Origin of the sequence: Mycolicibacterium thermoresistibile, from assembly GCF_900187065.1 — a bacterium.
Taxonomy (GTDB): Bacteria; Actinomycetota; Actinomycetes; order Mycobacteriales; family Mycobacteriaceae; genus Mycobacterium; species Mycobacterium thermoresistibile.
This window is the reverse complement of sequence record NZ_LT906483.1, coordinates 2,608,599-2,631,661: the sequence shown is the minus strand read 5'-3', so window position 1 is coordinate 2,631,661 and position 23,063 is coordinate 2,608,599. Positions and strand designations below refer to the sequence as shown.

The following is a 23,063-nucleotide window of genomic DNA, read 5'->3' as shown; positions in this document are numbered from 1 at the left end:
GTGTGAAACTCGCAAGCGTCAGCGTCGGTGGCCGTCGCCTGCTGGTGATCGAAGGTGCCGACGGTGCACTGATCGACGCGAGCCGGCTGGTGGGGCGTGACCACCTGGACATGAACGCTGTTCTCGCCGAGGGCGAGGAACTGCTGAACGCGCTCAGGAGAAGGGTCGCCGACGGTGTCGTCGAGACGGTGGTCGATCCCGCAGCGGTGCGGTGGCTACCGCCTTCGCCGAACCCTTCCAAGATCATCGGTGTGGCGGTCAACAACAGGTCGATCGCGCAGTATGCCCACCGTCCGCCGACGGAGCCCGCATACTTCCTCAAACCGCCGTCGGCCCTGGTGGGCCATGGTGATCCGATCGTTGTCCCATCCGAGTTCGGGCTGACACACCCGGAGCCCGAGTTGGCGGCGGTGATCGGCCGGCGCGTCCGCAACCTGACTGTTGAAGGAGCGCTCGATGCGGTCCTCGGCTTCACGATCATCAACGACATCACGTCACCGTCGTTGAAGGATCGCGACAGCATGGAGCTCACACCGACCGTGGGCGCCATCGGACCCGTCGAACTCGACTGGCGCGAGGTGCGTGGACCCGAGGACCGGTCGGTGTACCTGACCTATCACGCTCGGTCCAAGGGATGCGATTCCTTCGCGCCCATGGGGCCATGGCTCGTGACGACCGAGGCGGTCGGCGATCCGAACAACCTCGACGTCACCTGTCTCCTCGACGACGAAGTGATACTCGCCGACTCGACCAGTCGGCTCACCTTCTCAGTCGAAACGGTGTTGGCGCACCTCACCGAATACATGACGCTGGAACCCGGCGACGTCGTGCACTTCGGCACCGCGGTGAAGGTGGCAGCACCTGCACGGTTCCCGACGGTCCGCCATGTGGACCTGAGCCGTCTCGAGGGAACACTGTCCGTCGAGATCGGGGGAGTCGGCCGACTCGACAATCCGATCAAGCGAGCGTGACCGGTCTTGAGAACCGCAGGCGACCCGGGCCGCGCCGGCGCTTCTCGGGCGACGAGCTCGGTCCGTCGCGACGCCGCGGACCGGATAGTGATGGCGTCGAGCGGATAGCGACGGCGCAGGGAAAGCCGTTGACTTTGTGCACCAACATGAATCGATGGGTGACGACATGACTACAGGCGCACACGACCTGGCCGGCCGCACGGTCATGGTGACGGGCGGTTCCACTCTGCTGGGCCACGGTGTCGTGCGGGTGCTCCATGCGGCCGGAGCGATGATCGCGATCGTGGACATCGACGAGACGGGCGCGAAGACGATCGTCGATGAACTCCAAAGCAATGTGCGGTACTACAGAACCGATATCACCAACGACGTCGATGTGGCGGAAACGATCGCGGCCATCGATGCCGACGGCCACGGCCTCCACGGGCTGGTGAATCTCGCGTGCAGCTACATCGATGACGGCGTGGACAGCACGCGCACGCAGTGGTTGGAAGCCCTCAACGTCAATCTGGTCAGCACGGCGATCGTGACGCAGCGAGCCCGCCGGTATCTGCGAAAGGCCGGCGGCGCCGTCGTCAATTTCACGTCGGTGTCGTCCAAGGTGGCGCAGACCGGACGCTGGGTCTACCCGGCCAGCAAGGCGGCGTTGGTGCAACTGACCCGGTCCATGGCGATGGATCTGGCCGACGACGGCATCCGCGTGAACTCGGTCAGTCCCGGGTGGACCTGGTCGAAGATCATGGACCAACGCAGTGGCGGGGATCGCACCATGATCGACAGGCTCGCCGCTCCGCTTCATCTCACGCGCCGGACGTGCGACCCCGAGGAGGTCGGTTCGGTGGTCGCGTATCTGCTTTCTCCTCGGGCGTCAGCCGTGACGGGCGCCGATTGGGCGGTCGATGGAGGCTATTCGGCCATGGGTCCCGAGCAGGCCGTGCCCGCCGTCCCGCAACCCATCGAGCAAGGGGCGCACCGTGACTGACGATCCGGCCGGAGGCGGACAGCAGTGAGGCGCCAACCGGCACCCGGCGCCCCCCGAGGCGGTGATCGCCGGTGAATCGTTCTGCGGCGCAGCTGAAGGATGCCGCCGGCGCCATCGTGACCAGGGGATGGTCGGCGGGCGGTGGGATGTTGAAGCCGTTGCACAACGTCGGGGGGTTCTTCATATTCGCCCTGGACGTGCTGGTCGCCACATTCAGGTGGCCGTTCGCGTGGCGGGAGTTTCTCGAACAGACGTGGTTCGTGGCCAGGGTGTCGCTGGTGCCGACACTGTTGTTGTCGATCCCCTACGTGGTCCTGACGGTCTTCACGTTCAATGTCCTGCTGGTCGAGTTCGGCGCCGCCGACTTCTCCGGCAGCGGGGCCGCGGTCGGTGCGGTCAATCAGATCGGACCCTTTGTGACCGTTCTCGTTGTCGCCGGCGCGGGCGCAGCGGCGATGTGCGCGGATCTGGGGGCACGCACGATCCGCGAAGAACTCGACGCCCTCAAGGTGATGGGGATCGACCCGGTCCGTGCGCTGTTGGTGCCTCGGGTCCTTGCCGCCACCGTTGTGGCACTGCTGCTGTCATCGTCGGTGACGCTCACCGGACTGGCAGGCGGCTTCTTCTTCTCCGTGTTCTTCCAGCACGTGACCCCGGGCGCGTTCGTGGCCGGCATGACGTTCATCACCGGACTCAGCGACGTCCTGGTCTCCATGGTGAAAGCCACACTTTTCGGACTGAGTGCGGGGCTGGTCGCCTGCTACCAGGGCACGACCGTCAAAGGTGGGCCCGCGGGGGTGGGAAACGCGGTGAACGAGACCGTTGTCTTCTCGTTCGTCCTGCTCTTTCTGATCAACCTGGTGGCTACCGCAATCGGCTTCGAGATCACCACATGAACGTCACAACCGTTGCGACACAGCATTTCCCACGCCTCGTGAAGATCCGGCGGCGGGCCCGGTCAAGTTGGCGCCGGATCGGTGAACAGACGAGATTCTATGGGACGACGATCGTTTCGCTCTTCGATGCCTGCGTGTATTACCGGGCCGAGTTGTTACGGCAAGTCGCCGCGATGAGCCTGGGCACCGGTGCGCTTGCCGCGATCGGCGGCACAGTCGCGGTCGTCGCCTTCCTGACTATGTCAACCGGCGGTCTCATCGCAGCGCAGGGATACAACCAGTTCTCCCAGGTCGGGGTCGATGCCCTGGTCGGTTTCGCATCGGCTTTCCTCAACACACGCCTCATCACTCCGACCACCGCCGCGATCGCCCTGGCTGCCACGATCGGTGCGGGTGCCACCGCCCAGCTCGGCGCCATGCGGGTGAATGAGGAAATCGATGCGCTGGAGGTCATGGGTGTCCGCTCGATCGCCTACCTGGCGTCAACGCGACTCGTGGCCGGAGTCGTCGTCGTCCTGCCGCTCTACAGTGTGGCGCTGATCCTTGCCTACTTCGCCGCGCGCTTCGGCACGACCGCCATATACGGTCAGTCGTCCGGTGTCTACAACCACTACTTCAACACCTTCCTCGTTCCCGCGGACGTGATCCGCTCCTTCACCGTCACCACCGTGGCGGCGGCGACCGTCATGCTGATTCACACGTACTACGGATACACCGCCTCGGGCGGCCCGGCCGGTGTGGGGGAGGCGGTGGGGCGCGCCACCCGAACCTCGTTGGTCGCCACTGCTCTGTTGATCCTGTTCGTATCTCTGGCGATCTATGGCCAGACCGGTCAATTCAACTTCTCCGGATAGCGCGATGGCTGCTCGGCGAAAGACACCCCGCATCGCGTCCGAGTGGTTCGCCACCATGTTGGTGGTGGCGTTGTCGGGCGCAGCCGCCCTTTGTGTCGCCGCGTTCAACCAGTCCTTCACGCCCAGTGTCCCGGTGACACTCACCGCCGAGCGATCGGGTCTGGTCATGGAGCCCTACGCGAAGGTGAAGATGCGTGGGGTGGAGGTGGGACGTGTCGCCGGCGTATCGGGCGGTTCCGGCCGGGTAGGTCTTCGGTTGGAGATCGATCCGAAGCAGATCGAGCACATACCAGCCAATGTCGAGGCCCGCATAGACGCGACGTCCTTGTTCGGAACGAAGTTCGTGGAGCTGGTCTATCCGCGTCAGCCCAGCCCCCAGAGATTGTCCGCCGGGGCGGTGTTGAGGTCACAGAATGTCGCCGTCGAGGTCAACACCGTCTTCCAGAATCTGGTCGACCTCATCGCACAGATCGAACCGGCCAAACTCAACGCAGTGCTGTCGGCGCTGTCCGAAGCGGTTCGAGGTCAGGGCGATCGCATAGGCGTGGCGACAACAGATGCCGACGAGCTGCTGCTGGAACTCAACTCGCGCACCGACACGATGCGTGAGACGTGGCGCTCGCTGGCCGGGGTGAGCGACACATACGCCGTCGCCGCGCAGGATCTCCTCGACACACTGAACGCGGCCAGCACGACGAGCGAGACCGTGACGAGTCACGCTCAACAACTCGATGCTCTGTTGGTCGGGCTGGCCGGCTTCTCCAACAGCGGGACGAAGGTGTTGAGCCCGAGCAAAGACGAGCTCGTGAACGCCATCAACCGGCTCGAGCCGACGACAAACCTCTTGATGAAGTACAACCCGGGACTGACGTGCCTGCTCCTCGGTGCCAAGACTGCGCTCGACAAGGGTGCCATGGACTACATCGGTGGCAACGGCAAGTCAGCCGTACTGGACGCGGCGTTACTGCTGGGTGACGATCCGTACCGGTACCCGGACCACCTGCCCATCAACGCTGCGAAGGGTGGGCCGGGCGGCAAGCCCGGTTGCGGTTCACTGCCCGATGTCGCGGACAACTGGCCGGTGCGCTACCTGGTGACCAACACGGGGTTCGGTACGGGTCTGGACGTCCGCCCGAATCCTGGGATCGGATTCCCCGGTTGGGCGAACTACTTTCCGGTCACCCGTGCGGTGCCCGAACCGCCGAGCATCCGGTACCCGGGCGGCCCCGCCCCCGGGCCGGTGACCTCTCCGGGAACACCACCACCGCCGTGATCCCGACTTACTGCAGTTCGCTCACAGCGTCACGAAAAGGTGAGTTCAGTTGAGGAAGAATCTGTCCGGACTCGTACTACGGCTGACGGTCTTCGTCGTCGTCTGTGCGCTCGGTGCATTCGGATTGATCGCGATATTCGCACAGCTGCGCTTTCAGGAAGAGGACACCTATCACGCGATCTTCACCTCGGTGACCGGTCTGGAGAACGGCAACTTCGTTCGTATCGCCGGTGTCGAAGTGGGCAAGGTCAAGCACGTCAGTGTCCGGGACGATTCCACCGTACTGGTCAAGTTCAGCGCTGACAGATCTGTGGTGCTGACAGAGGGAAGCCGCGCGATCATCCGCTACGACAATCTCATCGGAGGCCGGTACCTGGCCCTCGAAGAGGGTGCCGGCGGAACCACCAAACTGGCTCCCGGAGAGACGATCCCTCTCGATCGGACCGCGCCGGCCTTGGACCTCGACGCGCTGATCGGCGGTTTCCGGCCACTCTTCCACGCATTGGACCCCGCGCACGTGAACGCGTTGTCCGGTCAGCTCATCGCGGCCTTTCAGGGCCAGGGCCCCACGATCGGGTCGATCCTGGAGCAAACCGCCACGTTGACGAACACGCTGGCCGACCGGGACGAACTGATCGGCCAGGTTGTCGTCAACCTCAACACGGTGCTGGCCTCGCTGGGCGGTCACAGCGACCAGTTCGCCGAGGCGGTCGATTCGCTCTCCGATCTGATCCACGGGCTACAGGGGCGAAAGGAAACCATCAGCGCCGGGCTGGCGAAGGCCGGTGAGGGCGCCCGCACCCTCGCCGAGCTGCTCAGCCAGGCGCGGGAGCCGCTGACGAAGACCGTCCGTGAGACCGACCGCGCGGCCGGTGTCGTCCTCGGAGACCACGAATACTTTGACGATCTGTTGAACACACTGCCCGACGCGTACCGGGTGCTGGGCAGGCAGGCGATGAGCGGCGACTTCTTCAACTTCTATCTCTGTGATCTGGTGCTGAAGATGAATGGCAAAGGCGGCCAGCCTGTGTACGTCAAGGTCGCCGGCCAAGATACAGGGAGGTGCGCCCCGCGATGAAGCCGCTGAGAGAACGCAATCGGGCCGTGATCGGAGCGATCGGAGTGACGACGCTGATCGCCGTCACGGTGGGGGCCTTCAACTACAGCAAGCTCCCGTTGCCATCCTCGAGCAGAACCTATTCGGCGATCTTCGATGAGCTCGGCGGCCTCACCACCGGTGCCCCGGTCCAGGTTCTGGGGTTTCGAGCGGGCCAGGTGGGGCGCATCAGCCTCGAACCCGACGGCGTGCTGGTCGAATTCACCGTTGCCGACGACATCCGTCTGGGCGAGCAGACGGAGGCAGACATCAAGACAATCGGCCTTCTCGGAAACAAGGTTCTGGTCGTCACGCCGCGAGGCGATGGACGGCTGGCCGAGACGATTCCGATGGAGCGGACCACATCGCCGTACCAACTGCCGGATGCGGTCGGCGACCTCACGGCGACGATCAGCGGTCTCGACACCGACCAGTTGTCGACCGCGTTGAGAACACTGAGCGAGACGTTGCGTGACACGCCGCCGCAACTGAGGATCGCGGTCGAAGGGGTGGCGAGGTTCTCCCAGACGCTGAATGCGCGCGATGCGCAGTTGCGGGAGTTGCTCGCCAACGCGCGGACGGCGACCGGAGTACTTGCCGAACGGTCCGACCACGTCGTGCGGCTCATCCACGACAGCAACGCTCTGCTCGCGGAGCTCCGCGCGCAGAGCGCGGGACTGGACCAGCTCTCCGGGAACATCGCTGAGATGGCGCGGCAGATTCGTGAGCTCATCGCAGCGAACCGAGACACGTTGAAGCCGGCCCTGGAGAAACTGAACGGGGTGTTGGCGATCGTCGACAACCGTAAGGCGCAGGTACAGAAGTCGATCAGAGGACTCGGGGACTATGTCATGGCGCTGGGGGAATCAGTGTCGTCGGGACCGTTCTTCAAGGCTTACCTCGCGAATCTGCTTCCCGGCCAGTTCGTGCAGCCGTTCGTGGATGCGGCGTTCTCGGACCTCGGTCTGGATCCACACGTGCTCGCGCCGTCCGAACGCCATGATCCGCAAACCGGACAACCCGGCACGCCGGCGCTGCCGTTGCCGTATCCCCGGACCGGGCAAGGTGGTGATCCGAATGTGACTCTTCCCGAGGCGATCACGGGAAACCCGGGTGACCCGCGTTACCCGTACCGTGAACCACTGCCGCCACCCGCGCCCGGAGGTCCACCACCCGGCCCGCCTCCCGGGGCGGATACCGGGTCGGAGAACGCAGGGAACGGTGAACAATGAAGGCGCTCACCCGTGTCGGCCTCGCCGCAGTTCTGGTCTGCACTGCGCTGACGGCGGGGGCACATCTGGGAATCGACAAGGCGCGACAAGGGGGCCGAACCGACATCGTCGCGTTCTTCCAGAACACCAAGGGTCTCTTCGTCGGCGACGATGTTCGAATCCGTGGGGTGAATGTCGGCAAGATCACCTCGATCGAACCGCAACCGACACAGGTGAAGGTGACGTTCTGGGTCGGTGACGGATATGACGTGCCCGCCGACGTCAAGGCGGTGATCCTGTCGCCCACCCTGGTGACCGCGCGGGCCATCCAGTTGACACCCCCGTACCGCGGCGGCCCGACGCTCGCATCCGATGCGGTGATTCCTCTGGAGCGGACCGCGGTGCCCGTCGAATGGGACGACTTCCGAGCCCAATTCGAGAGGTTGAGTCAAACTCTGCAGCCGACCGAGCCCGGCGGCGTGAGCACCCTGGGTGCGTTCGTCAACTCCGCGGCGGACAATCTCCGTGGTCAGGGGCCGGCGATTCGCGACAGCGTCGGCAAGTTGTCACAGGCGCTGACAGCGCTCGGTGAGCACAGCGACGACACCTTCACGAGCGTCAAGCACCTCTCGACCCTGGTGTCGGCGCTCCGGGACAGCACAGATGTGATGCGTCGCTTGAACGAGAACCTGGCATCTGTCACCCAGCTCATGGTCAACGATCCTGGTGAAGTCGCCGAAGCGTTGGAGGAACTGGCATCGGTTGTGGGAGACGTGAAGTCCTTCGTCGCTGAGAACCGCGACAGTATCGGGACAGCTTCGGAGAAGCTCGCGTCAGTGTCTGAGGCGTTGAGCGAGAGCCTCGGTGACGTCAAACAGTTGCTCCACGTCGCACCGACCAGCCTCGCCAACGTCGTCAACATGTATCAGCCGGCGCAGGGCACGCTCAGTGGGGTACTGGCGGCGAACAACTTCAGCGATCCGATCACCTTTCTGTGCGGGGCCGTACAAGCGGCCTCCCGGCTGGGGGCGGAGCAGTCGGCGAAGCTGTGTGTGCAGTATCTGGCGCCGATCGTGAAAAATCGCCAGTACAACTTCCCACCATTGGGCGTCAATCCCTTCGTCGGTGCGGCGGCCCGACCGAACGAGATCACCTACAGCGAGGACTGGCTGCGCTCCGACTCGCCGTCACCGCAGAGCATCTCGACCACAGACCCGGCTTCCGGACTGCCGGGCATGATGGCGCCACCGGGCGGGGGAGGGTGATGCGTTCCGCGACGGTCAGCGCGCTTGCGCTCGTGGTGCTGAGTGCCGCCCTGCTCGCCGGCTGTGGGTGGCAGGGGTTGAACTCCGTGCCGCTGCCCGGAACGCAGGGTAGAGGCGCGGATGCGTTCACCATCCAGGCCCAGCTGCCGGATGTGAACAACCTCCAGCAGAACTCTCGCGTCCGCGTCGGGGACGTCGATGTCGGCACTGTCGCCAAGATCGAGCGGCAAGGATGGCATGCGCTGGTCACCATCAGGCTGAACGGCGACGTGGACCTGCCCGCGAACTCCACCGTGACAGTGGGCCAGACCAGCCTGCTGGGCTCGCTGCATGTGGAACTGGCGCCGCCCGTCGATGAGCCTCCGCAGGGCAGTCTGCGCGACGGCGCCTTCATCCCGCTGGACTCCGGCGGGGCCTATCCCTCGACCGAGCAGACCCTGGCGGCCGTCTCGCTGCTGCTGAACGGTGGGGGTCTCGGCCAGGTCCAGGACATCACGAGGGCCCTCAGCACCGCGTTCGGCGGACGAGAAGATGAGTTGCGCAGTCTGATGTCCCGGCTGGAGACGTTCACCAGCCGGATCAACGACCAAACCGATGACGTCATCGCGGCCACCGAGGCCCTCAACCGGCTCGTGGCGCAGTTCAGCTCGCAGCGGCCGGTGGTCGACAAGGCTCTCGACACCATTCCAGCGGCATTGGCCGTCTTGAACAGCGAACGGGAGGAACTCATCGAGGCCGTCGAGGAATTGGGAACTTTCAACGAACTGGCCGCCGACACGATCGATCAGACCAGAGATGCGGTGGTTGAGGAGCTGAGGGATATGGGCCCGGTGCTGGAGTCACTGGCGAATGCGGGCCCGGCTCTCACACGATCGCTGAGCTTGTTCACCACGTTTCCCTTCCCGAAGGAAACGCTGACGAAATGGATGCGGGGCGACTACGCGAACATCACGGTGGTCGCGGACCTGACGTTGAGCCGAATGGATTCGGCATTGTTCACCGGCACACGTTGGGAGGGTGACCTGACCGAACTCGAAATGCAGTGGGGACGCACCATAGGACAGCTGCCGAGCCCGTACACCGCAGCCAACCCCCTCCTCGCCCCGTATCGCTGGAATCAGGGACCTTGACATGAATCTCAGCAAGCGGGTCCGGATCCAACTCGGCTTCTTCGCGGTCATCACCGTGTTCGCCGGCGGGATGATGACGTTCATGTACCTCAGGCTGCCGAGCACGTTGTTCGGCATCGGGCAGTATCGGGTCACCGTGAACCTGCCGGTCGCGGCCGGGCTGTATCCGAACAGCAATGTGACGTACCGCGGGACCGAGGTAGGCCGGGTCGAAGCCGTGCGTCTGACCACCGTGGGAGTCGACGCGGTCATGTCGCTGCGGTCCGACACGAAGATCCCGGCGGACCTCGATGCCATCGTGCACAGCCATACCGCGGCAGGGGAGCAGTTTGTGGACCTTGTTCCGCGCAGCGGTGGCGAACCTCATCTGCGGGACGGCGATGTGATCCCGCTCCACCGGGCATCGGTGCCGGCAGACATCAACACGGTGTTGCGGGCGGCGAACACGGGGTTGCAGGCGATTCCCCACGACAATCTGAAGACGGTGATCGACGAGTCCTTCACCGCCGTCGGGGGACTCGGCGCAGAACTGTCACGCATCGTGCGGTTCAGCACCGAGTTGGCGAGCGACGCCCGCGCCCACCTGGACGCGCTGACGGCTGTGATCGATCACTCCACACCAGTTCTCGACAGTCAGATCGACACGTCGGACGCCATTCAAGTGTGGGCGTCGAACATGGCGAGTATCACCGCACAGCTGGAGGCACAGGACAGTTCGATACGAACTCTCCTGGATGAGGGGCCGCCCGCACTGGATGAAACGCGAGAGCTCTTCGACCGACTGCTGCCGAGTCTGCCCATCCTCGCGGCCAACCTCGTGAGTATCGCTGACGTCGCGCTTGTCTATCAGCCCAACCTCGAGCAGCTCCTGGTGTTGTTACCAGCGGGAATCGAGGCTCTGCAGGGTGCGGGGCTGGCGAACCGCGACACCAGGCAGGATTACCGAGGGTTGTACCTATCGTTCAACCTGAATCTCAACCTTCCGCCACCATGCACGACCGGATACCTACCGGCCCGACAGATGCGACCGCCCAGCGAGGTCGACTATCCGGATCGCCCGCCCGGCTATCTGTACTGCCGAATCCCTCAGGACTCGATGTTCAACGTGCGGGGTGCGCGGAACCTGCCCTGCGCAGAACGGCCCGGCAAGCGCGCACCCACTGTCGAGATGTGCGAGAGCGACGAGGAGTACGTGCCGCTCAACGATGGCCTCAACTGGAAGGGCGACCCGAACGCGACGTTGTCGGGACAGGCCGTGCCACAGCCCAGAGCAGGGGACCCGGCGCTGTCGAGTGGCCCCGATCAGGCGCCCCCGGCGGTTGCAGCCCCGATCGCCATCGCAGAGTACGACCCTGAGACGGGCGCCTACGTCGGGCCCGACGGAAAGCACTACACGCACTTCAACCTCGGCCGGTCCGGCGGGAGTCCGGCGACGTGGCAAGACCTGATGCTTCCACCGGGGAACTGATGCGCACTCGATCGCGAGTCGCCCATGACGCCGTTATCGGACGGTCGAATCCACGCCGTCCGGACCCTTTTCGGATTGGAGGCGGATGCCATGCCGGGATCGAAACCATACGGGGAACCGCGATTCCGAGAGATCAAGAACAAGAGAATGGCCTACATCGACGAGGGTGAAGGCGACGCCATCGTGTTTCAGCACGGAAACCCGACGTCCTCGTACCTGTGGCGCAACGTCTTACCGCATCTGGAGGGCCTAGGACGTCTCGTCGCATGCGACCTGATCGGGATGGGCGGATCCGAGAAGCTCTCACCATCGGGCCCTGACCGATATCACTACGGCGAGCACCGGGACTATCTGTTCGCTTTATGGGAGGAGCTCGAGCTCGGTGACCGGGTGGTGCTGGTACTACACGACTGGGGCTCGGTCCTCGGCTTCGACTGGGCCAATCACCACCGCGACCGCGTGCAGGGCATCGCGCACATGGAATCCATCGTCACGCCGCTGACATGGGCAGATTGGGAAGACCCGGCAAGATCGGTGTTCCAGGGCCTTCGTACCCCCGAGGGGGAGCGCATGGTGTTGGAAGAGAACATTTTCGTGGAAGCCATGCTGCCGCGGGGAGTCCACCGCACGCTCAGCGACGAGGAGATGGCGCACTACCGCGAGCCGTTCCGCGATCGCGGCGAGGGCCGGCGGCCCACATTGACATGGCCACGCAATGTCCCGATCGATGGGGAGCCCGCCGACGTGGCGGCGATTGTCGCCGATTACGCCGTGTGGTTGGCAGAAGGCGACGTTCCCAAGCTGTTCGTGAACGCCGAACCGGGCGCCATCGTGCGCGGTCGTGTCCGTGATTTCGTCCGGAGCTGGCCGAATCAGACCGAAATCACCGTCGCCGGCAGGCACTACATTCAAGAGGACAGCCCCGACGAGATCGGGGCGGCGATCGCTGATTTCGTCCGGAAACTGCGCGGCTGATCGCGGTCGCAGAATTCACCGGTCGAAGACGGATAGCGGCGACGTTGTACGGATAGTAGCGAATGCTTTTGCGCCTTTAGCATTACCTCGAAATTCACGAATCGGTCTGTCCGACTGAATTGTGAATCGGCCGATCACCAAACATGCGCCGGGCCGGTTGTGCGGTACGAGCCGATGTGGCCATGCGAAAGCATCGGGTGCGCGCGAATCATCACGACGGAGGGATCATGGCGAAGAGGAGCATCACGATTGTCGGTGCCGGCCAGTCCGGGCTGCAGTTGGCCATCGGGCTACTGGCACATGGATACGACGTCCGCGTCGTCAGCGACCGCACCCCTGAGGAGATCGCCGCGAGCCGAGTAGCGTCGAGTCAGGCGATGGGCGCCCCCGCGCTGAGCTTGGAGAGGGGGCTCGGACTGAATCTCTGGGATACGGAGGTCCCGCCCATCGAAGGTGTCTCGATGACCATCGCCGCCCCTCCGGGCAGCGGCGAGATGATGCCTGTGCGGTGGGCCTCCCGTCTCGACGCCGTCGGCCAATCCGTCGATCAGCGAGTCAAGATGCCGCGGTTCATCGCAGAGTTCATTCGACGAGGCGGTGAGTTCATCGTCCGTGAGGCGGACGTCGACGATCTCGAGGAATACGCCAGACAATCGGAATTGGTGATTGTGGCGGCGGGAAAGGGCGAGATCGCGAAGTTGTTCACGCGTGACGATGCCCGGTCGAGGTATCGCGTGCCGCAGCGTGCGCTCGCTCTCACATATGTAGACGGCATGGTGCCGCGGCCGGAGTACTCGGCGATCTGCTACAGCGTCGTACCCGGGATCGGGGAGTTCTTCTGCTTCCCCGCGCTCACGTTGAGCGGACCGTGCGAAATCATGGTGTTCGAGGGGATCATCGGCGGCCCGATGGACTGCTGGGGCGAAGCCGGAACCCCTGAACAGCATTTGGACATCTCGATGAGAATTCTCAAGGATTTCTTCCCGTGGGAGGCCGAACGGTGTGAGAACATCAGCCTCACCGATGAATTGGGGATCCTGTCGGGCCGCTTCCCACCGACTGTCCGGCATCCCGTCGCTGTTCTGCCGTCGGGGGCAGAGGTGCTGGGTATGGCGGATGTCGTCGTGCTGAACGACCCGTTGACCGGTCAGGGCTCAAACAACGCGAGCAGGTGCGCCGCCACCTATCTGGACTCGATCTGTGCTCAGGATGGGCGGCCGTTCGATCGAGAGTTCAAGCAACGCACGTTCGAGCGCTACTGGGAGTTCGCGCAGTACTCGACGAGGTGGACGAGCGCGATGCTCGAACCGCCGGCGCCACATGCCATCCAATTGCATATCGCCGCCATGGAACACCCGGAGATCGGACGTCGGTTCGCCAATGCGATCGTCAACCCCGAGGACTTCTTCTCCTGGTACATGGATCCCGCGGACGCCGAGGCGTACCTGGCAAGCGTCATGCAGCCGAGTTCATGACCAGCCCGCAAGTCGCGTCAGCCTCGCCTTCCTCGCCGACTGAAAGAAGCGCTTACCGTGCACACAGATGAATCAGTGCGTGAAGCCACGTTCGATTTCCGCGACCTCCGAAGGGCACTCGGTCAGTTCGCAACGGGCGTCAACGTTGTGACTGCCCGTAGCGGGGACGGCAAGCCGGTCGGCATGACGGTGAACTCCTTCTCCGCGGTCTCGCTGGATCCGCCTCTGGTGTCGTGGTGCGTCCGGCGCGAGGCGCCGAGCGCACCAGCGTTCATCGCGGCGTCCCATTTCGCCGTGCATGTTCTCGACTCGTCACACGCACACATCGCGCGCCAGTTCTCCACCCCCGCACCGGACAAGTTCGCCGGAATCGAGTTCGGCACCGGGATCGGCGGACTTCCGGTGCTCAGCGGTGTGATCGCACACTTTGAGTGCCGGAACATGCGCACCGTCGAGGTGGGCGATCACATCATGTTGATCGGCCAGATCGAGCGGTACGCAGCGCGCGGTGGTGAGCCGTTGATCTTCCATTCGGGCGGATTCCGCAGCCTCAGCGACATCGTGACGTGAACCGAGGTCGGACAGGACGTTTCGTGGCGATGTCTTGAACGGTCGGTGGTGGTCGAGGAGCGGCGGCAGCCGCTTAGCCGCCGCGCTTCCTTCCCGCCGCCCTTGTTCTATTCATTGTCCGGGGTCTGACATCAGTCGGGTTGCGCCTCGTACCACTGCTCGCCGGTGCCGAGTTCACGGACGTCTACGCCGTTGGAGGTGACGAGCTCCTCGGGTGTCACGAAGTACGCCATGCCGACCGGATCACCGGTGGACCAGTAGAACCAGCGTTGCGCTCAACCGCGGCGCGCGGCGATCGTCGCGAACTTCGGGAGGACTCGCTCCAGGCTGGCCGATGCCCGGTCGCCTTCAGCGTCGATGTCTCGGGCCATGAAGTCGTCTCCGTCCAGTTCGACGAACACGGCCCCGGCATGGACACGGATCGGCCCGCGCTGCACCTGGACGCCCGCGTGGGCCATGGCCGTCTCCATGCCGTCGATCAACTTTCCGACCCATTCCTCGGCATCTTCCTGGGGTGCGAAGTCTCCGTTGATGAACACGCCTCCGGTCCTGGCGGTCGTTGGTCCCCATCTCATCCATCACAGAGTTCTTCGAAGGTCGATACATTCAGGTGCGGGCAGAGGAGCGGACGACACGGAGGGCTGGCTTCGCAGCGATGACCGACAGTGCATCCCTGGTCCCACACAACTGCTCGCGTCCGCCCGCATGCCGAAAGAGGAATTGTCAAGACCTGTGGATCGGGGTGTTTCAGGCGACCTCCGTTCCGGCTTGCTGATCGCCGTCTGAGGGCGGGGTTGGTGGGGTGATCTCGGTGGGGCGTTCGAGCAGTTTGCCCTTGTGGAAGACCGCGCCGGCGCGCACCAGGGCGACCAGGTGTGGTGCGTTGACGGCGCGCCAGCGGGCCGCGGCGGCGTCGATGAGCTTGTAGGCCATGGCCAGACCAGCTGCTCGTGACCCCGGACCTTTGGTGACTTTGGTGCGCAAACGCACTGTGGCGAAGGTGCTTTCGATCGGATTCGTGGTGCGTAGGTGGATCCAGTGCTCGGCGGGATAGCGGTAGAATTCCAGCAGGGTGTCCAGATCGTCGGTGATCTTGGCGACCGCCTTGGGATATTTGGCGCCGAAGTCGACCTCGAAGGCTTTGACCGCGACCTGGGCTTTGTCGATATCCTCGGCGTTGTAGATCTCTTTGAGCGCTGCCAACGCCGACGGGTGTGCTGATTTCGGCAGCGCGGCAAGGACATTGGCTTGCTTGTGAAACCAGCACCGCTGCTCACGGGTGGCCGGGAACACTTCGCGCACCGCGTTCCAAAACCCCAAAGCGCCATCGCCGACCGCGAGCACTGGGGCGGTCATGCCGCGTCGTTTACAGTCGCGCAGCAGATCAGCCCACGACTCGGTCGATTCCCGGTAGCCGTCGGTGATCGCCACCAGCTCTTTGCGGCCGTCAGCGCGCACACCCAGCATCACCAGCAAACAGAGTTTTTCCTGGTCCAGGCGGACCTTGAGGTGGATACCGTCGACCCACAGGTAGACGTAGTCGGTGCCGGACAGGTCCCGGGCCGCAAACGCGCGGGCCTCGTCCTGCCACTGCGCCGTGAGCCGGGTGATCGTGGTGGCCGACAACCCCGCACCCGAACCCAGGAACTGCTCCAGGGCCGGCCCGAAATCACTGGTCGACAGCCCGTGCAGATACAAAAGCGGCAGCACCTCGCTCATCTGCGGAGACTTGCGCGCCCACGCCGGCAGGATCGCCGAGGAAAACCGTTTCCGCTCACCAGTGTCGGGGTCGACACGTTTGTCGTTGACTCGCGGCGCTTTCACCTGCACCGCACCGGCTGCGGTCAACACCTCGCGGGGCTGGTGGTAGCCGTTGCGCACCACCAGGCGGTGGCCGTTCTCATCGAGCTGGTCGGCGTACTGGGCCACGTAGGCGGCGACCTCGGCCTGCAACGCGGCGGCCAGCATCTGTCGCGCCCCGTCGCGGACGATCTCATCCAACAACGAGCGACCGGGAGTGTCGCTGTCGTTGGCGTCCTCGGCGTCGTGAACTACGGTGAGCATGGGCGTACCTTCCCGAACCAGCGCGCCAACGCCGGCTCATGATCGGACCTACTGACATTCAGATCATCCTCGGGAAGGTGCGCCCACTTTCACGCCCCCACCCCGAGGCTCATCCACAGGTTCTGATCATTGCTCTGTGCACGGTGTGTCGACCCGCAGTGTCGATGACCTGGTCACCGCCATGGGCGTGGGCTCCGGGGTGTCCAAGTCGGAGGTGTCGCGGATCTGTGCGGGCCTCGATGAGGAGATCGAGGCGTTTCGCATCCGCAGCTTGGCCCATACGCAGTTCCCGTACGTGTTTTGCGATGCGACGTTCTGCAAGGTCCGCGTCGGGGCGCACGTGGTCTCTCAGGCCCTGGTGGTGGCCACCGGGGTATCCATCGACGGCACCCGCGAAGTCTTGGGCACCGCCGTCGGCGACAGCGAGTCCTTCGAGTTCTGGCGCGAGTTTTTAGCCTCGCTGAAAGCGCGTGGGCTGTCCGGGGTGCATCTGGTCGTCTCCGATGCGCACGCTGGTTTGAAAGCCGCTGTGGCGCAACAGTTCACGAACTCGTCGTGGCAGCGCTGCCGGGTGCATTTCATGCGTAATCTGCACACCGCGGTCGCGGCCAAGCATGCCCCGGCGGTGACCGCGGCGGTCAAGACGATCTTCGCCCACACCGACCCCGACGAGGTCGCCGCGCAGTGGGACCGCGTCGCTGACACGCTGGCCGGCTCTTTTCCGAAGGTCGCCGCCATGATGGGCGAAGCCAAGACCGACGTGCTGGCGTTCACCGCGTTCCCGCGGGCCCATTGGCAGAAAATCTGGTCGAACAACCCGATCGAACGGTTGAACAAGGAGATTAAGCGTCGTGCCGATGTCGTGGAGATCTTCCCCAACCCGGCGGCGTTTCTGCGGCTGGCCACCGCGGTAGTCATCGAAGCCCACGACGAATGGCAGGTCACCCGCCGCTACCTCTCCGATGTGTCCATGGACGAACTACGGATCGTCATCGAGAAGAAACACGCCGCTGCAGCGCTTGCCAAACAACACCAAATCGCATAACGTTCAACATGACTCGTTGATCGCAATGCGTGAATCCACGCCAGATCCGAAGTCCACCACTCAGTGGGACGCTATCATCAGGCGGCGAAGTCGGTAATCGACAACGCCGCTCACCGAACCGAATCCGACGGTATGCGCTACCGCGCGGTGCGCCGCTTGACCGGGGACCGTGAAGTGCTGCGGCAAGCCCTCGACGACTTCGCCCGGGCCCGTCGACGCCAAGCTGAGGCGTGGGACGACCTCGCGGTGCCCACACCGCTGAAGGCGGTTTCCGCTGCCGCCGACAAAGCGCTCGAGGGCACCGGGCGGGCGCTGACCGGGGCGGGCCAGCGACTGATCAACGTCGGGGACGTGTTGGCCAGCCGTCGGCAACGGCGACAGCAGCGGGCTGGAAGTTTCAAGGATGACGAGGAGAAATAGAAAGGCTCGGCGAGGTGCCAATGGCAGATATGTGGATGGTGCGGAGCCACGGCGGCCGCCACTACGACGATTTCCGTGATCGCGGTGCTGCCGGTATCGGCTTCAAGGAAATCGCTTCGATCGCCAAACCGGGCGTCGACAAGAAAACCCTCGCAGACGCCTACCGACGGGCCGTGCCGGACATGTCCGAAGCGTCGGCGATCACCGCGTCTTCTCAAGTCCATCGATTTGTCAACGAGATGCAGGTCGGCGACTACGTCGTGACGTACTCGCCCGCCAACCGTACCTATCTGGTCGGCAGGATCACTGGTCCTTCGGAACTTCACCTCGAGTGGGAAGCGGAGGGGATGAACTTGTCCCGTCCGGTCGAGTGGATGCCACGAGAAGTGGACCGCGACAGTCTGCGGACTGTGAGCAAGAACAGCCTCGGGTCGACGTTGACAATCTTCAAACTCAGCAACAGTGTGCGAGACGAACTACTTGCCCTGGCGCGAGGTGATGCCTCCCCGCCGGTGGAACCCGAGGTTGTGGACGACGAAGACGTCGTCGACCCGCTCAGTGATTACGAGGCGATCGCCTTCGAGCGCATCAAGGACCTTGTCAGTCGTCTGGACTGGAAGGACTTCCAGGACCTGGTCGCCGGGATCCTGCGGGCCATGGGATACAAGACGCAGGTGTCCCCGCCGGGGTCAGATCTTGGCCGCGACATCCTGGCCTCGCCCGACGGGTTCGGATTCGAACAGCCGCGCATCGTTGTCGAGGTGAAGCACCGCAAGGAGTCGGTCAGCAGTTACGGCATTCGGAGCTTCGTCGGGGGCCGTCACAAAGACGATCGATGTCTGTACGTCAGCACGGGCGGGTTCACACGCGACGCTCGGTATGAAGCCGATCGGTCCAGCATTCCGGTGGTGTTGTGGACCGTCGAGGAGTTGACGAAAGCGCTCATCGACAACTACGACAACACTGACGGCAAGACGAAGGCGTTGGTGTCGCTCCGCACTTTCTACGCACCGGCGGCCGACGTCTGAAGAGCGTGCTCAGACTCCCGGCTTCGCCGTAGGCAATCCAGTCCCGCCGCGCTGACCGGCGACAGCGCCGGACCAATAGCTAACGCGCAGCGGTATCCGCAGGCACTTACCGAAATGCGGAGCGCCGTTCGCCGCAATCGGGTAGGTAAGCAGTGTGCCCGATGAACGACTCAAGAATTACGTGCTGCGGCGTGCGGACCAGGACGACGACCTCAGCGAGGACGCCCGCCTGGCCATCCTCGCGGCCCTCGCCGATGCGGACGATCTGGCCGAGGTGCTGGGCAGCGAGACTACCTCGGCTGAACTCGTCGATGAACTGACGGCTGCTGAGGAGACGGCCGCTGAACCCGTGGGCGCCTACCTGCAGTCGATCAGCGTTCGGGGATTCCGTGGGATCGGACCTGAGGTCACGCTACCCCTACAGCCCGGCCCGGGCCTGGTTGTCGTCGCCGGACGCAACGGCTCCGGCAAGTCAACGCTGGCCGAAGCGCTCGAACTCGCACTCACGGGCACAAATTCCCGGTGGGAAGACAAAGCCGCAGTCTGGTCGCAGAACTGGCGCAACCTGCACGCCGGTGAACCCGCACAGATCCGCGTCGGGCTCACCGAAGAGGGTGTCGGCACCACCACCATCGGGGTGGACTGGCCGCCCGGTGCCGATGTTGCCGTCGAGGATTCGAAGGGTTGGGTGCAGCGGCCAGGCCAGAAGCGCGAGGACACCAGCGTTCTCGGCTGGGACGCCGCCCTGGAGATGTACCGCCCACTGCTCAGCTATGACGAACTCGGCGGCATCCTCGAGGGCAGGCCCAGTGAGTTCTACGACGAGTTGTACAAGCTCCTCGGTCTCGAACAGCTGACAGAGGCGATGTACCGCCTCGACGCCGAGGTCAAGCGGCTGCGGCAACCGTCTGCCGAGCTCAAGAAGGCCCGGGACGCGCTGCGGCTCACCCTGGAAGACCATGCCGATCCGCGCGCCGCGACGGCGCTGGCGCAAGTCAAGAAGACCAAGCCCGACCTCGATGTGGTGCGCCCGCTGATCACCGAGGGTGGCGCCGCGTCGACCCCACCCGCGTGGCATCAGGCCGCGGAGCTGATGGTGCCGGATGCCGACGAGATCACGGCAACGTGCGAGGCGCTGCGCTCCGCCGCGGAAAACGAACGCGAGGAGATGCAGCGCTCCGACACGCTGGCCGCCGACCGCAGCGTCCTGCTCGAGCAGGCACTGATGTTTCATGACCAGCACGGGGACCAACCCTGCCCGGTCTGCGAGCAGGGCACCCTGGACAGCCGCTGGGCGGTCGCTGCGCGGGCCGCGCTGGACCGCCAGCAGAGCGCCGCCGAAGCGCTGACTGCCGCCCGCGCGGCCACCGGGCAGGCCCGCGCAGCGCTGAGCGCCGCGGTGCGCAGCGTGCCCGCACCACCGTTGGCCGACGACGATCTGACGAGTCTGTCTGTGGCGCGCACGGCCTACGAGGCGTTCCAACAGCTTCCCGTCGATGGCTCGGTCGACCTCGCCGACCACGTCGAGGCCACATTGCCTGCGCTTCGGGCCGCCTACGAGCAGCTGCGCGCCGAAGCCGAGGCGCTCATCAAGTCCCGGCAAGACGCGTGGTCTCCGGTCGCGCTGGAACTGGCCGGCTGGCTGGACAAGGCGGAGGCGGCGACCGAAGTGGCCCCCAAGCTCAAGGTCGCTACCGACGCGCTGAAGTGGCTGCAGGTCAACGCCGGCGAGCTACGCAACCAACGCATCGCGCCGCTGGCCGAGCACGCGCGTGACATCTGGGCGGCGTTGCGCCAGGAGAGCAACGTCGACCTGAACGCGATCCGGCTGGAAGGGGAGAAAACCAGACGCCGCGTGACGCTGCTAGCCGCAGTCGACGGAACCGACAGCGAGGCGTTCGGCGTGATGAGCCAGGGTGAGCTACAGGCCCTCGCGCTGGCGATCTTCATCCCTCGGGCCACCTCACCGGAGAGCCCGTTTCGCTTCATGGTGCTCGACGACCCGATCCAGGCGATGGACCCGTCCAAGATCGACGGCTTCCTCGACGTGCTGCGCGGTCTGGCCCGCAACCGCCAAGTCATCGTGTTCACCCACGACGACCGGCTGCCCGCCGCGATCCGGCGCTCCCGGGTGCCGGCCCGCGTCGTCGAAGTGACCCGAGGCCCCAATTCCGCTGTCACGGTTGTCGAATCGAGCCGACCCGCCACGCGGCTCCTCGACGAGGCGTTCGCCGTCGCCGTGGACGAGGCCGTACCGGATACGATCAAGCAGAAGACAGTCGCCGTGTTGTGCCGCGAAGCGCTGGAAGCCGCGGCGTGGGACACCTTCGCCGCCAGAGCGTTACGCCAGGGTCGATCCCGCGAGGAGGTCGAGACGCGGTGGGAAGAAGCCGCCACCGTCAAGAAACGCGTCGGGCTGGCCGTCGACCCTGATGACACGACCGCGGTGGACAAGTGGCTGTCCGGCCGATCGGCGCGGCGCATCACGATGGCAGTGGCCAACAAGGGAATTCACGCCGACATCCACGACTACAAGGGCGCGGTCAACGCGGCTCGATTGGCTACCGGCGACCTCGAACAACTCGCATCATGACCGATCGCGCGGCCCTGTTGGACTACGCCGAGGATGCGCTCGACGGGACCGTGTCGCTCGGTTCACGGGCACCGCGCACGGCGGCTGTCCTGGCGCGGTGTGCGCTGGAGGACTGGCTGAACGAACAGAGTGCTGACTGGTGCGGCCCACCGGACAGGGGCGGTCCGACGACCGCGTCGAAACTGGTGGTGCTGGGCACGCTGCACGGCAGCGACGTGGGGGAACAGGTCAAACGCTTATGGCATGGCCTGAGCCGAGCGTGCCATCACCACGCCTACGAACTGCAACCGTCTGCCGGCGAGATCCAGGCGCTCATCGCTCAGGTGCGGGCGTTGACCGAAATGCAGGACCGGTCGACATAGGCCGTTCACTAATCCAGGTAACCCTCGGTGCGCAGCCACGCCTCGGTGCGCGCCATACCCTCATCGAGTGAAACCTGCGGAACCCAGCCGAGGACGCGCTCGGCCTTTGCGCGGGAGTAGCCGCCGGCGCGGGTGAGGTAGTAGACGGTTTCCGCGTTCAGTTCAGACGACCTGCCGCGGAACCGCTCGACCGTGCCGGCTGCGGTCGCCAGCGCGATCGCGACGCGGGTGGGGACAGTGCGTGGTGGCGGTTTGTTCAGCATCCGGGTGTAGTGGCCGAAGAACGTCTTACACGTCACTGGCTCGACACCCGGCAGGTTGAAGTCCTGCCCTGCCGCATCGGGATGCGTTGCGGCAAGCAATATTCCGGCGATGAGGTCGTCGATGTAGACGGGGGAGAAGACGCCTTGGCCGCCGGCGGGCAGGATCAGGCGGCCCTTCTTGATCTCCTCGACCGGGATGATCGTCCACGGCCGCGATCCCGGACCATAGACGTCGCCAGGGCGCACGACCGTGACTGCAATCTCGCCGCTAGCGTGCGCAGCAAAGGCGGTGGCTTCCGCGGCGACCTTGGTGTCGACGTAGGCCCGCCCGTCGGCCCGCAGCGGCCACGTCTCCTTCACGCCGTCGGGGAAACCGAGGTCCCCGTACGCCCGCACCGAACTGAAGTGCACCACCCGCTCGACGCCGGCGCGAGCCGCGGCTTCGAGTACGCGGCGAGTACCCAGCACGTTGGCCTGCCACTGCTGTCCTGCGGCGACGGCGTTGCTGACGACGGCCGCGGTGTGCAGCACGACGGCACATCCCTGTAGATGCGATTTCCACGGGCGGGGATTGACGACGTCACCGGCGACCACATTGCGGGCGGGGTCGGCGGCGAGATCGACACCGCGCACGTCGTAGCCGTTCTCGGCGAAGTGCGCACCGAGGCTACGGCCGATGAACCCATTCGCCCCGGTGATGAAGACGCTTGGTCGGCTCATGGCGCCGCACGGTATCCGATCCTCGTCGGTCATCCGTCTGTACCAGGTTATCCACAGCCATCTCGCTGACCGATGACACCTTCCGTCGCCGTGACCTACGCTGACCACCGTGGGGATGCTTGAGGATCACGAAGCTCGAATATCGGCGCTGGAGGCAGCGCAGGGGGATTACCGTGCCGTGCTCGCGGCCGTCAATGCGCTCGGCGCGAACCAGCGGGAACACGCGACCAGACTGACCGGCGTCGATACCAGGTTGACCGCCGTGGAGACCAGGCTGACCTCCGTCGACACGGAACTGACCGACTTCCGCCAAGAAACCCGAGCCCGGTTCCGCTCGGTCGATGAGCAACTCGCCGAGATCAAGGACTTGATCATCGACCGGCTCTGACCTGGTCACCACGT

21 protein-coding genes and 1 pseudogene are annotated in these 23,063 nt (G+C 64.8%); 19 read left to right on the top strand and 3 right to left on the bottom strand.

The features are described from left to right. The first annotated feature begins 2 nt into the window (after positions 1-2). The 13 genes from CKW28_RS12305 (at position 3) to CKW28_RS12245 (ending at position 14,166) form a co-directional block, all read left to right on the top strand. The gene (locus tag CKW28_RS12305) at positions 3-971 is read left to right on the top strand and encodes a fumarylacetoacetate hydrolase family protein (RefSeq protein ID WP_003923537.1); all 969 of its coding nucleotides are present in this window, start codon (positions 3-5) and stop codon (positions 969-971) included. A gap of 154 nt (positions 972-1,125) precedes the next feature. Continuing rightward, positions 1,126-1,953 (top strand): SDR family oxidoreductase, encoded by an 828-nt coding sequence (locus CKW28_RS12300; protein WP_234785019.1) that lies wholly within the window; start codon positions 1,126-1,128, stop codon positions 1,951-1,953. Positions 1,954-2,099: 146 nt separating this feature from the next. Further along, positions 2,100-2,849: an MlaE family ABC transporter permease gene (locus tag CKW28_RS12295; protein WP_050811857.1), complete on the top strand. Its 750-nt coding sequence runs from the start codon at positions 2,100-2,102 to the stop codon at positions 2,847-2,849. Further along, positions 2,846-3,703 (top strand): ABC transporter permease, encoded by an 858-nt coding sequence (locus tag CKW28_RS12290; RefSeq protein ID WP_040545875.1) that lies wholly within the window; start codon positions 2,846-2,848, stop codon positions 3,701-3,703. The genes CKW28_RS12295 and CKW28_RS12290 overlap by 4 nt, the downstream gene beginning before the upstream one ends. A 4-nt stretch (positions 3,704-3,707) precedes the next feature. Beyond that, the gene (locus CKW28_RS12285; protein ID WP_003923533.1) at positions 3,708-4,976 is read left to right on the top strand and encodes an MCE family protein; all 1,269 of its coding nucleotides are present in this window, start codon (positions 3,708-3,710) and stop codon (positions 4,974-4,976) included. A 49-nt stretch (positions 4,977-5,025) separates the two neighbouring features. Then, positions 5,026-6,054 carry an MCE family protein gene (locus tag CKW28_RS12280; RefSeq protein WP_003923532.1) on the top strand — a complete coding sequence of 343 codons (1,029 nt, stop codon included), beginning with the start codon at positions 5,026-5,028 and terminating at the stop codon, positions 6,052-6,054. Further along, positions 6,051-7,304: an MCE family protein gene (locus CKW28_RS12275; RefSeq protein ID WP_040545890.1), complete on the top strand. Its 1,254-nt coding sequence runs from the start codon at positions 6,051-6,053 to the stop codon at positions 7,302-7,304. Before CKW28_RS12280 ends, CKW28_RS12275 begins: the two co-directional genes overlap by 4 nt. Then, positions 7,301-8,548 (top strand): MCE family protein, encoded by a 1,248-nt coding sequence (locus CKW28_RS12270; RefSeq protein ID WP_003923530.1) that lies wholly within the window; start codon positions 7,301-7,303, stop codon positions 8,546-8,548. Before CKW28_RS12275 ends, CKW28_RS12270 begins: the two co-directional genes overlap by 4 nt. Further along, positions 8,548-9,678 carry an MCE family protein gene (locus CKW28_RS12265; RefSeq protein ID WP_040545873.1) on the top strand — a complete coding sequence of 377 codons (1,131 nt, stop codon included), beginning with the start codon at positions 8,548-8,550 and terminating at the stop codon, positions 9,676-9,678. Before CKW28_RS12270 ends, CKW28_RS12265 begins: the two co-directional genes overlap by 1 nt. Position 9,679: 1 nt before the next feature. Next, positions 9,680-11,146 (top strand): MCE family protein, encoded by a 1,467-nt coding sequence (locus CKW28_RS12260; RefSeq protein WP_003923528.1) that lies wholly within the window; start codon positions 9,680-9,682, stop codon positions 11,144-11,146. A 90-nt stretch (positions 11,147-11,236) separates the two neighbouring features. After that, on the top strand, positions 11,237-12,121 hold the full coding sequence (locus CKW28_RS12255; RefSeq protein ID WP_040545888.1) for a haloalkane dehalogenase: 885 nt from the start codon (positions 11,237-11,239) through the stop codon (positions 12,119-12,121). Positions 12,122-12,348: 227 nt separating this feature from the next. Further along, on the top strand, positions 12,349-13,596 hold the full coding sequence (locus tag CKW28_RS12250; protein ID WP_003923526.1) for a styrene monooxygenase/indole monooxygenase family protein: 1,248 nt from the start codon (positions 12,349-12,351) through the stop codon (positions 13,594-13,596). A gap of 57 nt (positions 13,597-13,653) precedes the next feature. Beyond that, on the top strand, positions 13,654-14,166 hold the full coding sequence (locus CKW28_RS12245; protein WP_040545871.1) for a flavin reductase family protein: 513 nt from the start codon (positions 13,654-13,656) through the stop codon (positions 14,164-14,166). 275 nt (positions 14,167-14,441) lie between these two features. Here CKW28_RS12245 and CKW28_RS12240 read toward each other — a convergent pair whose 3' ends face one another. Both CKW28_RS12240 and CKW28_RS12235 read right to left on the bottom strand, forming a co-directional pair. After that, the gene (locus CKW28_RS12240; RefSeq protein WP_003923523.1) at positions 14,442-14,705 is read right to left on the bottom strand and encodes a hypothetical protein; all 264 of its coding nucleotides are present in this window, start codon (positions 14,703-14,705) and stop codon (positions 14,442-14,444) included. 208 nt (positions 14,706-14,913) lie between these two features. After that, positions 14,914-16,230 (bottom strand): IS256 family transposase, encoded by a 1,317-nt coding sequence (locus CKW28_RS12235; protein ID WP_095176448.1) that lies wholly within the window; start codon positions 16,228-16,230, stop codon positions 14,914-14,916. A 136-nt stretch (positions 16,231-16,366) separates the two neighbouring features. Here CKW28_RS12235 and CKW28_RS12230 point away from each other — a divergent pair. The 5 genes and pseudogenes from CKW28_RS12230 to CKW28_RS12210 all read left to right on the top strand — a co-directional run. Beyond that, positions 16,367-17,275: pseudogene (locus tag CKW28_RS12230) on the top strand (IS256 family transposase); the annotation flags it as partial. Positions 17,276-17,431: 156 nt separating this feature from the next. Next, the gene (locus CKW28_RS12225) at positions 17,432-17,695 is read left to right on the top strand and encodes a hypothetical protein (protein WP_131588004.1); all 264 of its coding nucleotides are present in this window, start codon (positions 17,432-17,434) and stop codon (positions 17,693-17,695) included. A gap of 20 nt (positions 17,696-17,715) precedes the next feature. Further along, positions 17,716-18,723: a restriction endonuclease gene (locus tag CKW28_RS24130; RefSeq protein WP_040545985.1), complete on the top strand. Its 1,008-nt coding sequence runs from the start codon at positions 17,716-17,718 to the stop codon at positions 18,721-18,723. Positions 18,724-18,877: 154 nt separating this feature from the next. Beyond that, complete coding sequence (locus tag CKW28_RS12215) at positions 18,878-21,316, top strand: AAA family ATPase (protein WP_040545983.1); 2,439 nt, start codon at positions 18,878-18,880, stop codon at positions 21,314-21,316. Then, positions 21,313-21,678 (top strand): hypothetical protein, encoded by a 366-nt coding sequence (locus tag CKW28_RS12210; protein ID WP_003923776.1) that lies wholly within the window; start codon positions 21,313-21,315, stop codon positions 21,676-21,678. Before CKW28_RS12215 ends, CKW28_RS12210 begins: the two co-directional genes overlap by 4 nt. 8 nt (positions 21,679-21,686) lie before the next feature. Here the strand turns inward: CKW28_RS12210 and CKW28_RS12205 are convergent, their stop codons facing one another. After that, positions 21,687-22,661, bottom strand: coding sequence for an NAD-dependent epimerase/dehydratase family protein (locus CKW28_RS12205; protein WP_050811865.1), 975 nt, complete (start codon positions 22,659-22,661; stop codon positions 21,687-21,689). A 115-nt stretch (positions 22,662-22,776) separates the two neighbouring features. Here CKW28_RS12205 and CKW28_RS12200 point away from each other — a divergent pair, with 115 nt between their 5' ends. Further along, positions 22,777-23,049, top strand: coding sequence for a hypothetical protein (locus tag CKW28_RS12200; protein WP_040545999.1), 273 nt, complete (start codon positions 22,777-22,779; stop codon positions 23,047-23,049). Positions 23,050-23,063 lie beyond the last annotated feature (14 nt).

Bases quoted from the DNA above. Each gene is read 5' to 3' on its own strand.
- CKW28_RS12300 (WP_234785019.1), top strand. From the start codon at position 1,126: ATGGGTGACGACATGACTACAGGCGCACACGACCTGGCCGGCCGCACG.
- CKW28_RS12295 (WP_050811857.1), top strand. From the start codon at position 2,100: ATGTTGAAGCCGTTGCACAACGTCGGGGGGTTCTTCATATTCGCCCTG.
- CKW28_RS12290 (WP_040545875.1), top strand. From the start codon at position 2,846: ATGAACGTCACAACCGTTGCGACACAGCATTTCCCACGCCTCGTGAAG.
- CKW28_RS12285 (WP_003923533.1), top strand. From the start codon at position 3,708: ATGGCTGCTCGGCGAAAGACACCCCGCATCGCGTCCGAGTGGTTCGCC.
- CKW28_RS12275 (WP_040545890.1), top strand. From the start codon at position 6,051: ATGAAGCCGCTGAGAGAACGCAATCGGGCCGTGATCGGAGCGATCGGA.
- CKW28_RS12270 (WP_003923530.1), top strand. From the start codon at position 7,301: ATGAAGGCGCTCACCCGTGTCGGCCTCGCCGCAGTTCTGGTCTGCACT.
- CKW28_RS12265 (WP_040545873.1), top strand. From the start codon at position 8,548: ATGCGTTCCGCGACGGTCAGCGCGCTTGCGCTCGTGGTGCTGAGTGCC.
- CKW28_RS12260 (WP_003923528.1), top strand. From the start codon at position 9,680: ATGAATCTCAGCAAGCGGGTCCGGATCCAACTCGGCTTCTTCGCGGTC.
- CKW28_RS12255 (WP_040545888.1), top strand. From the start codon at position 11,237: ATGCCGGGATCGAAACCATACGGGGAACCGCGATTCCGAGAGATCAAG.
- CKW28_RS12250 (WP_003923526.1), top strand. From the start codon at position 12,349: ATGGCGAAGAGGAGCATCACGATTGTCGGTGCCGGCCAGTCCGGGCTG.
- CKW28_RS12235 (WP_095176448.1), bottom strand. From the start codon at position 16,230: ATGCTCACCGTAGTTCACGACGCCGAGGACGCCAACGACAGCGACACT.
- CKW28_RS24130 (WP_040545985.1), top strand. From the start codon at position 17,716: ATGGCAGATATGTGGATGGTGCGGAGCCACGGCGGCCGCCACTACGAC.
- CKW28_RS12210 (WP_003923776.1), top strand. From the start codon at position 21,313: ATGACCGATCGCGCGGCCCTGTTGGACTACGCCGAGGATGCGCTCGAC.
- CKW28_RS12205 (WP_050811865.1), bottom strand. From the start codon at position 22,661: ATGAGCCGACCAAGCGTCTTCATCACCGGGGCGAATGGGTTCATCGGC.
- CKW28_RS12200 (WP_040545999.1), top strand. From the start codon at position 22,777: ATGCTTGAGGATCACGAAGCTCGAATATCGGCGCTGGAGGCAGCGCAG.